7 protein-coding genes are annotated in these 8,503 nt (G+C 33.6%); 1 reads left to right on the top strand and 6 read right to left on the bottom strand.

Annotated features, from left to right (window positions below):
• Positions 1 to 45 precede the first annotated feature (45 nt).
• From BAQ44_RS29215 to BAQ44_RS29230, 4 genes are all read right to left on the bottom strand, one after another.
• On the bottom strand, positions 46 to 1,122 hold the full coding sequence (locus tag BAQ44_RS29215; RefSeq protein WP_063260215.1) for a glycosyltransferase WbsX family protein: 1,077 nt from the start codon (positions 1,120 to 1,122) through the stop codon (positions 46 to 48).
• A 206-nt stretch (positions 1,123 to 1,328) separates the two neighbouring features.
• Positions 1,329 to 2,201, bottom strand: a complete 873-nt coding sequence (locus BAQ44_RS29220; RefSeq protein ID WP_071725319.1) for a class I SAM-dependent methyltransferase — start codon at positions 2,199 to 2,201, stop codon at positions 1,329 to 1,331.
• 34 nt (positions 2,202 to 2,235) lie between these two features.
• Positions 2,236 to 2,952, bottom strand: a complete 717-nt coding sequence (locus tag BAQ44_RS29225) for a class I SAM-dependent methyltransferase (protein ID WP_063260213.1) — start codon at positions 2,950 to 2,952, stop codon at positions 2,236 to 2,238.
• Between the two features lie 276 nt (positions 2,953 to 3,228).
• Positions 3,229 to 4,023 (bottom strand): sulfotransferase family 2 domain-containing protein, encoded by a 795-nt coding sequence (locus BAQ44_RS29230; RefSeq protein WP_071725321.1) that lies wholly within the window; start codon positions 4,021 to 4,023, stop codon positions 3,229 to 3,231.
• Positions 4,024 to 4,293: 270 nt separating this feature from the next.
• Between BAQ44_RS29230 and BAQ44_RS29235 the strand changes: the two genes are divergently transcribed.
• Positions 4,294 to 5,238, top strand: a complete 945-nt coding sequence (locus tag BAQ44_RS29235; protein WP_071725323.1) for an NAD-dependent epimerase/dehydratase family protein — start codon at positions 4,294 to 4,296, stop codon at positions 5,236 to 5,238.
• Positions 5,239 to 5,278: 40 nt separating this feature from the next.
• Here the strand turns inward: BAQ44_RS29235 and BAQ44_RS29240 are convergent, their stop codons facing one another.
• Both BAQ44_RS29240 and BAQ44_RS29245 read right to left on the bottom strand, forming a co-directional pair.
• Positions 5,279 to 6,055, bottom strand: a complete 777-nt coding sequence (locus tag BAQ44_RS29240; protein ID WP_063260210.1) for a class I SAM-dependent methyltransferase — start codon at positions 6,053 to 6,055, stop codon at positions 5,279 to 5,281.
• Between the two features lie 65 nt (positions 6,056 to 6,120).
• On the bottom strand, positions 6,121 to 8,052 hold the full coding sequence (locus BAQ44_RS29245; protein WP_071725325.1) for a glycosyltransferase: 1,932 nt from the start codon (positions 8,050 to 8,052) through the stop codon (positions 6,121 to 6,123).
• Positions 8,053 to 8,503: the final 451 nt, after the last annotated feature.

The raw sequence follows: 8,503 nt of genomic DNA on the forward strand, positions 1-8,503 counted from the left end.
TTGTCCCTGTGAGAGTAGGACGTCGCCAAGCAACTGTAAGACGAGTCAGTATGACTCGTCTTTTTTGTATGCTTTCATACCTCTGTTAATGGCCTGTTTAACTCCTTCTAAATAGGCGAATCCATACCTTTTATCTGGTTCTAAGTAAGTACCTTCGGCCCATTCATTCCACGCATTAATAAATAAAAACTCGCTGTTGTAAAGAGAATAGGTACGCTGGATTTGTTTGCTTAAATATATCGTGAACTTCCTAGGTGTAGAACCTAGGAAGATGCTGCTATTTAAGTCTTTGCGGCGTGCTGTGTTGTCCCAGTCAACAAAGGCACCGGGAAATGTTTTTTTCTCTGTAGGAGATCGTTTTAGTATATACATCCACACTTTATCATAATCCCAAGCATTTATTTGTTTATCAGACTCATATATTGTCTTATTTATGTCTGAAGAGCTATCATGAGCAATTGTATAAAAAGGCTCAAATTGAATGCTAGCATCAAACCCATTTATATTAGGAAGTGGAAAGCTGTTTAATGTTTCTGCAAAGTATATACCTTTCAAACCATGTTCTTGTGCGAGTGTATTCCAATAATGAAGCATTTGCTCACAATCAGGGATATGTCCAGGCCGATAAATAATGAATAGTGGTTTATCATCTATACGGATATACCTCTCATCTTGAAAAGCTTGTAATAAATACTCAAAGTGTTCTTTCCAATCCGATAACTCTCCGTAATTTTGTGGCATTAATATGTGACTATCAAGACCATCCCAAGTTTTTGTCCACGGTTCATTTGCCCAAGAAAGGCAAAATGGAAAGTCTGGTTCCTTCATCTTAAGTACCTCATTAAAGGGTGTCTCCAATAGCCTCTTTCCTTTAAACCAGTAATGGTAATAACAAAAACCATATATGCCATGTGCTTTGGCGATTTCTGCTTGCCATTTTCTTACGGATGGGGTGGTTAAGTCATAATAAAAATCTTGATAAGGTTCTCTAGGTTGGTAATGTCCTGAAAATAAAGGTCGTGCACTTTTAGTATTTGTCCATTCAGTAAATCCTTTCCCCCACCATCGGTCATTTTCTTTTATTTGATGAAACTGTGGTAAGTAAAAAGCGATTATTTTCAAGGTATATCCCCCTTATGTTCTTCGTAGTTCAAGTGGTGGGAAGTTACTTTTGATTTTTTGGATCTAGTTTAAAGCGCGAGATATGTTATTTACTTACTGTTTTTGTATGCTCCATAATGAATTCATTTTTACAGTTTGCTCGATATAGCTGAGATAAAAAATGATTTTCATTATGAAATTACGCGCATTACCATGAATGAAAAGGGTTAATCTTTTTGGAGAACAAATAGGGCTTGGGGTAATCGGTTTACATCATCAAAAAAGTCCCGTAGCTTTAAATACTTCTCATAGTGATTTTTAATATAAGTTCTAGGTATAACAGTTTCTCCATAAAAGCTACTATCTCTAACATCTCCTGCCCCTGTAGGACTGTGGACAAAATTTCCACGTTCATAATCCGAAATGGCACGATTTATATCTGGAAAAGCTTGAGATAAAGTTTTATGCCACCCGGTTTGAATTAATTCAGGGTGTTCCCTAAATTGTTGACAGAAATCGAGAAAATAGCGTGCTTGTGTTGTTGCGATGAAGATGCCACCTGGACGAAGAATTCTTGAAAACTCTTTTATCCAATGTTCTGCAGTTTCTTCGGATAAATGTGAGAATACAGAATAAGCGAATATGATGTCTAATGAATTGTCATTAATAAATTCTACAGGGGGTTGTGGGGGAGCTATTTTATATCTGCCCCTTCCTAACGTTTCGTTACAAAGGTTAATCATTATAGGATCTACATCAATACCAAGTAAATTTTTATGGCGAACATCTTTGAAAAAGAATCGTATGATTCTTCCCCATCCGCAACCAAAGTCTAAAATTCTCCGTTCTTTATTCAAGGGAACACCTAAATTTTGGGCGTATGTTTTTACATGGCTATAAAACAAATATGCTTCATAAAGAGCATGTTCATAGGAAGCACCTACAAACTGTTGTTGAATTTCTTCAGGGGGGAACATAGGTACTGGGATGCCATTTATCTTTGTTTGGGAGCAACTTTGTATAAATAGATTTAGAAGTTCAATATCAGATAGTGGGCTAACAAGGTTATCAAAATCACTTCCTAACTTAAAGTTATTCATTTGTTAAACCTCCGAATGATGTAGTGATTAACAGCTACTTACATGTTTTTTTACTAATAAAAACATGCAAAAATTCAGCATCTAACCCCAGTGATCTATCCTTTTGTAAATACACAATGGTATACATATTTGCATGTGTATAAATATATTCAATCATATCTTGACCCCAATCAAATGTTACTAAAGACCCGTTCGCATCAATAGGATTACCATGATAAATTGGCTCTTCCATATACTCAATTCCTTCTTTATTAATTCTTGCTCTTTGCAAAGTCTTTGTGAGTGTATGATACCAAGGGACAGTAAACACATGAGTACCACCAGGCTTTAATACACGCTCTATTTCTTTAAAGGCTTTGTTCGGCTCCATTACATGTTCAAAGACATCTTGAGTAATGAACAAATCAAAAGATTCATTTTGGAAAGTCATATCTTCTAAGTTTTCACATCTAATTCCTTGAAAGTATTGGCCAAGAGGGTGATTTTTAAAGTATTGAGAGTATGTATAGTTTTTACAGTTTTTTATAAGTAGCTGAGTCGTAATCCCTCCAGGAGAGGATTCGTGTATATGATAGGAACCCCATTTTGGAAAAAATGTATTTAAAACATGGATTAAAGCTCGCTGCCTTGGTATAGAGTGGCATGTAGAACATAAGTAATGATCTCGAAGCCAATCATTCTGCTCTATAAACGTAGTTTCCTTCTCACAAATAACGCAGTATCCATGATTGTGTTTCAGTTTACCTTCCACATGATATCACTCCTGTGTAAAACCAAGTGTATTTATCCCATTATTTTCAGGGAATTAAGACTTCCATCTCAAGATCTGGCTGAAGTAAAGAAGTGAGGTGGGAGATGAATTGCCCTCATTTTATAGATAGTATGACACACACGTCAACAATCAGCGCATCCATAAAAGTGAGATTAGTAGAATGGAATAATTAGCGGGAGAGAACCCCACGCTAATTAAAGTTTCACTTTATGCTATGCGATATATTCGCTTTTATTCATTGAAGAATGTATTGATTTACAATATCCCTTTTGTGTACGGATACATTTCAAAGTCTTGTGCATATATTTCTGTAACTAGTGCCATTGTTTCTTCATCATAAAAACTTTCATATGTTGGAAAGCGAGGGAAGGTAGCATCCGTAATGCTGAACTCTGCATAGCTGCCTGTATAATGCATTTTATGAGCGCGATGATGATCTGAATTTGTAAGTAGCGCTAAATTGGATTTAACTAAATCGTACGTATGTTCTATCTTGGTGATTTGTGTATTAAAATCTTCTAAAGGAATATAGTATTGGATGAATTTTTCTTCACCTGGAACGTATTGCTGACTAAAATGTATGTCCATCGCTAGGGAATTGGAACCGAATGCTCGAACGTAATATAAAAATTGTTTAAATGATATTCCTCGGTTACTATATTTGTCATTATATAAATATTGGCGGATACTTTCCCATTGTGGGCTAGCATATGGATTGTCAGCAAGTAATAAAAATGAGCTGACAGCCCTTGTATAGGGATTCCTCACAAGTTTACAAACATCTTTTTTTGCTGTTAGAAGCCCATTTTGTAAATCTGGTATGTAGTTGGTGTTGTTTTTATACACCCAGAATTCATAGTAATGAATAAAGTCATGGTATTTCTTTGCTTCATTAAACAATCCAATTTGAAAAAAGAACCAATTAGCTAAAGTGGTACATCCGCTTCTATGGCTCCAAAATAGTATAAGGGGAAAGTCTTTATGGAAATGTGGAATTCGATCTTTATGTAGGATTACATGATTTAAAAGCTCTTGATTTACATTCTTCATAAATGTAGTGCTCCTTTTTGAAAGTTTTATTTATGGAGAGGTGAAGTTTTTACTAATCCAATATATTCATAGGAATGAGTAAATAGTATGAGTGTTTTTTGTGGTCATCTGAAATAAGATAGCGATTCTAAAATGAAAATATAAAATAAAGATAATGAAAATGTATAAGCGGCATACAATTATAAGAGAAGGAATAATAGAAGTGACCAAGTTCATTTATTTGTATTTCTAGGTGTGATAAGTAAAAATCTTATTACTAGAGAGGGTATTATGAGGAAGAATAATTATTTAATAGTAGGTGGAAATAGTTTCATTGGTATTAACCTCGCATTAGGTTTATTGAAACAAGGTCAAAATGTAAAAGTATTTTCCAGACATATAAATAATTTTCCTCAAGATATTATAAGTGAGATTGAATTTATTAAAGGTGATTTAGCAAATGTTGAAGATATATATAAAGCTTTAGTGAATGTGGATGTAATTATTTATTTAGCTGCAACGTCTAATGTAGCGACTTCAATTGAAGATGTTTTCGGAGATATGAACAGTAGCTTTTTTTTTCTTAATTTCATGGAAAGTGTTAAAAACTTTCCTATTAAAAGAATTGTATTAGCATCTTCTGGGGGTACCGTGTATGGTGAACCTGAATATTTACCTATTGATGAGAAACATCCATTAAAGCCACTTTCTCCTTACGGAATAACAAAGGTGTCGCTTGAAAATTACTTGTATTTTTATAAGAAAAAATACGGAATTGATTATGTTGTATGTAGATATTCTAATCCATATGGAAAATATCAAAATCCTTTAAAGAAAGTTGGGGCAATAAATTGTTTTTTATATCAGCATCTCAGCAATGAGAAGATTAATATATATGGTAATCCACAAGAAATTATTCGAGATTATATTTATATCGATGATTTAGTTGAAATTACTATACAACTATCGCAATTAAATCGCTTGAAATCTTGTGTATATAACATAGGAAGCGGTATAGGTCTCTCTTTAAAACGAATTATAGTAGAATTGGAGAAATTAACGGAAAGAAAAGTGGATTTTATCTGTTATAAACAAAAACAAGAAAATGTTCAAAAAATCATTTTAAATATAGATAGGGTAAGACAAGAATGTAATTGGGAACCGAAAATAGATTTCAAAAGTGGGATTAGATTAAATAAACTATGGATTGAAGAGTTCTTATATAGTAAAAAATAATAAACCATGCCCTACTTCTGTATAAGTAGAGCGTGGTTTATTATTTTATTTCTTTTTTTATTACCCAAAGGTCTTGATGTTCCCACCAAAAACCTTCAGTGTATTTTTTGATAATAGGGTTATAAGGTAATAATTTAATTTTGTCACATACGTAAGATGGGCTAACAATTGTTTGGCCGTATTGATGAACATCTAAATCGAGCTGTTCACTAGAGGGGAGAAACCAATAACCCTGTTTATTTAAATCGGGAAAACCGAAGTACTTTTTACTTTGATATCCATGAGTTGTGAAAATGAATAAGCCGCCAGGTGAAACAGCATTATACAATGTTTGAAGCCAACGAGACCAAGTTGTATCAGGCATATGAGAAAAAAAGGATAGGCAAAAAACGATATCATACGTAGACGAGGTCAAATTTACTTGTTCAGGTTCAGGGTGAGATAAGATAGAAGGAGTATTTAATGTACGTTCAATAAAAGTAATAGCCTCTTCATGTATATCGCAGGTAGTTATACGTAAGTTTGTTTGTAGATTTAATAAATGACGTGTTACGCAGCCGTATCCGGATGCGAATTCTAATACCTTTATTGGAGTGTCTATAGGAGGATAAAAGGAAGTAATTAAATCTAAGAGCGTTTCTGCGGATTTTCTTCCATCTTGAAAATAATAATCTATTGCTTCTTTTTTAGATGGGAAGACTGGATTCGTGACAAGGAATTGAAAGATGTGATCCTCTGGATGGATACTTGCATTTACATTGTAGTTGTGTGCAATTTGAGAAATCAAATCTTTATTTGCCTCTATAAATTCTTTCAAAGAGGACCCCCCTTAAATGATAGTAACGTCTCACAAGAGATACTGATGGCGAAGAGAAGATATCATTAGATCTTCAAATATGCTTTAAGGTACTTTCTATATGTGTACATTTTCTTTTTTGAAATGTCGTCGATAGTAAAAGTTTCTTTAATGAAATTCTGCATTTGTACAACTTCACTGTAATGGGAATATGAATCTTCTGTTTTCGTTACGCTATTTGTATGTCGTCTATGATAGTTTAGAGGCTTTGGATTGAAATAAACATGCCCCTCTTTAAGAATAGAAACATAGAAAAACCAATCACCAGCTACTTTAAACTTTTCTAATTGTTTTTCTGTAGTTTTTATATCTATGTTTTTAAAAACTACACTTGATACATTAGGTATCGTGTTTTTGATAAGTAACGTATCTTGTATTTCATCAGTCCCTTTTCGAAAATAAGAACTTTTCCATTTTTCCTTATCAATATCATTTGTGTAATCTAAATAATGATTGGCCAGGATATTTCCTTGTTCATCTATTTGTTTTGATTGTGTGTAGCTTAAGGTGACATCACTATTTATATGAAACCCTTGTATTACTTCTTCTAAAAAGGTCGGATCACATAAGTCATCGGCCTCTGCAATCCAAATATAATCACCGGTTGCCGCAGAGACGCCTTTTATCCATTGTTTAAATACAGAACCAGAGTTTTTATCATTAATAATTTGCTGAACTTGTAGGTGAGGCTTATTTTCGTTAGAGAGCAGCTTTTCAAATATAGGTACGCTATTGTCAGTAGAGGCATCGTCTAGGAAAATTAGTTCGTAAAGGGGATAGGTTTGGTTTAATATTGATTTAACTCGGTCAGGTAAGTATCTTTCGTAATTATAGTTCGGTACAATGACGCTTATTTTTTTATAATTATGCTCAAGCAGGTTTAATAGTTGATAAATGTAATGAAGAAAGTTGAAATCTTTTTCAATAAGTTCTTGGCCAAAGCTGCCTTTTTGTAATCGTAAATCTTCATCTCCAAGAAATTCATATATTCTTTCCAACATCATCGGTAAGTTTAAATAGTCTACTAATGCGCCAGTTTGTTCCGTAACAACATCTTCAAAACCTCCAGCGTTTTTAAAACCTATAACAGGGACTTTCGTATCTAACGCTTCTAAAACAACGTTTGGAAAAGGATCTTCTCTTGAAGTTAATAAATATAAATCAGCCCCGGCGTTATATAAACCGATATCTGGAGTAGGCTCCACTAATGTAAAATGTGCTGTATATCTTGGGGATAGCGTGTTTAAAAAATGAACATCCGTTCTCCCAACCCATATAAAATGAATATTCCTATGAATCTTTCTTACGGAGTAAGCAATAAGTGAGAATAAATCTATCCCTTTTCGATGATCAGCGAAACCTACTCCCAAAATGATTTTGCTATCTAGAGGCAGGTTGTGTTTTTTTCTTAATACGTTTCTAGCTTTTGCGATATTGTTCTTATAAGGATTATGGTTAAATAAACCTTGAGGGAGAATATGGCACTTCTGATGATCTAATTGGGTGATTGTACGGAATTTTTCATATACGTATTGTGAAGGGAAGACTATTTTGTAAGCAGACTCCGCAATATTTCTCGCTTTTCCTTCGGCAGAGTACTGTTGTATTAAATGTGGTAATTCATGTATTAATGAAATAACTTTTATATTGTGTTTAGCTAGTAATGCAACTATATCACCACTTATTACGGTACTACATATCGCGATGGTATAGCCTTGTGATATTAACTTCTTTATTAATAATTCAACATTTCCTTCCGTTGGGTAGTCTTTCTCTAGGCAATAAACAGGACCATACTTTTGAAAATCGCGGATTAAAATGCCTGTTCCAATTGAAATAATTGCGACGGAGTAATGAAAGTTTTCTTTAAGAGCTTTAATGGTATGTAAAGAAAGCAGCTGTGCTCCGTGAAAATGGGCATCATGGGATACATAAATGATTTTCTTATTAACATGCATTTCATAACGCCTCCTAAGTTAATTAGATTTTAGTAAATGTGTGGTGTATTTATAATTTCTAGAGAGAAGTGGTAGGAGATAATTGTGAATGCAGCAGGAATGTACTCGAAATAAAAAGTGCTACTTTTAATATATATTTGCTTGGTTTGATATTCATTCTTTAGAAAGGTGTAAGAAGTAAGTAAGAGAGTATAAATTGTTGATTATGAAAGTGACTGCACCAGTTTATAAATCTCTAGGTACGAGGTTATAAATGAAGAAGGTTTAAGCTCCTTTATAATTTATAAAATAAAAAGGATAAAAGGTATTGACGATTAGAGTATAGAGGTGTAATATAGAACAAGTCGCCGATGACATTAACGTCGAAAGCGACAAACAAAATGAAAAACTTAGTTGACATTAACTAACGAAGATGTTAACATAAGGAAGTCGCAAATGAGCGACCAAGTAG

Origin of the sequence: Bacillus mobilis (assembly GCF_001884045.1) — a bacterium.
GTDB classification, from domain to species: Bacteria; Bacillota; Bacilli; order Bacillales; family Bacillaceae_G; genus Bacillus_A; species Bacillus_A mobilis.

What these genes read in the sequence shown, in the direction of transcription:
- BAQ44_RS29235 (WP_071725323.1), top strand. Translation starts at nt 4,294, where the DNA reads ATGAGGAAGAATAATTATTTAATAGTAGGTGGAAATAGTTTCATTGGT.
- BAQ44_RS29245 (WP_071725325.1), bottom strand. Translation starts at nt 8,052, where the DNA reads ATGCATGTTAATAAGAAAATCATTTATGTATCCCATGATGCCCATTTT.
- BAQ44_RS29220 (WP_071725319.1), bottom strand. Translation starts at nt 2,201, where the DNA reads ATGAATAACTTTAAGTTAGGAAGTGATTTTGATAACCTTGTTAGCCCA.
- BAQ44_RS29230 (WP_071725321.1), bottom strand. Translation starts at nt 4,023, where the DNA reads ATGAAGAATGTAAATCAAGAGCTTTTAAATCATGTAATCCTACATAAA.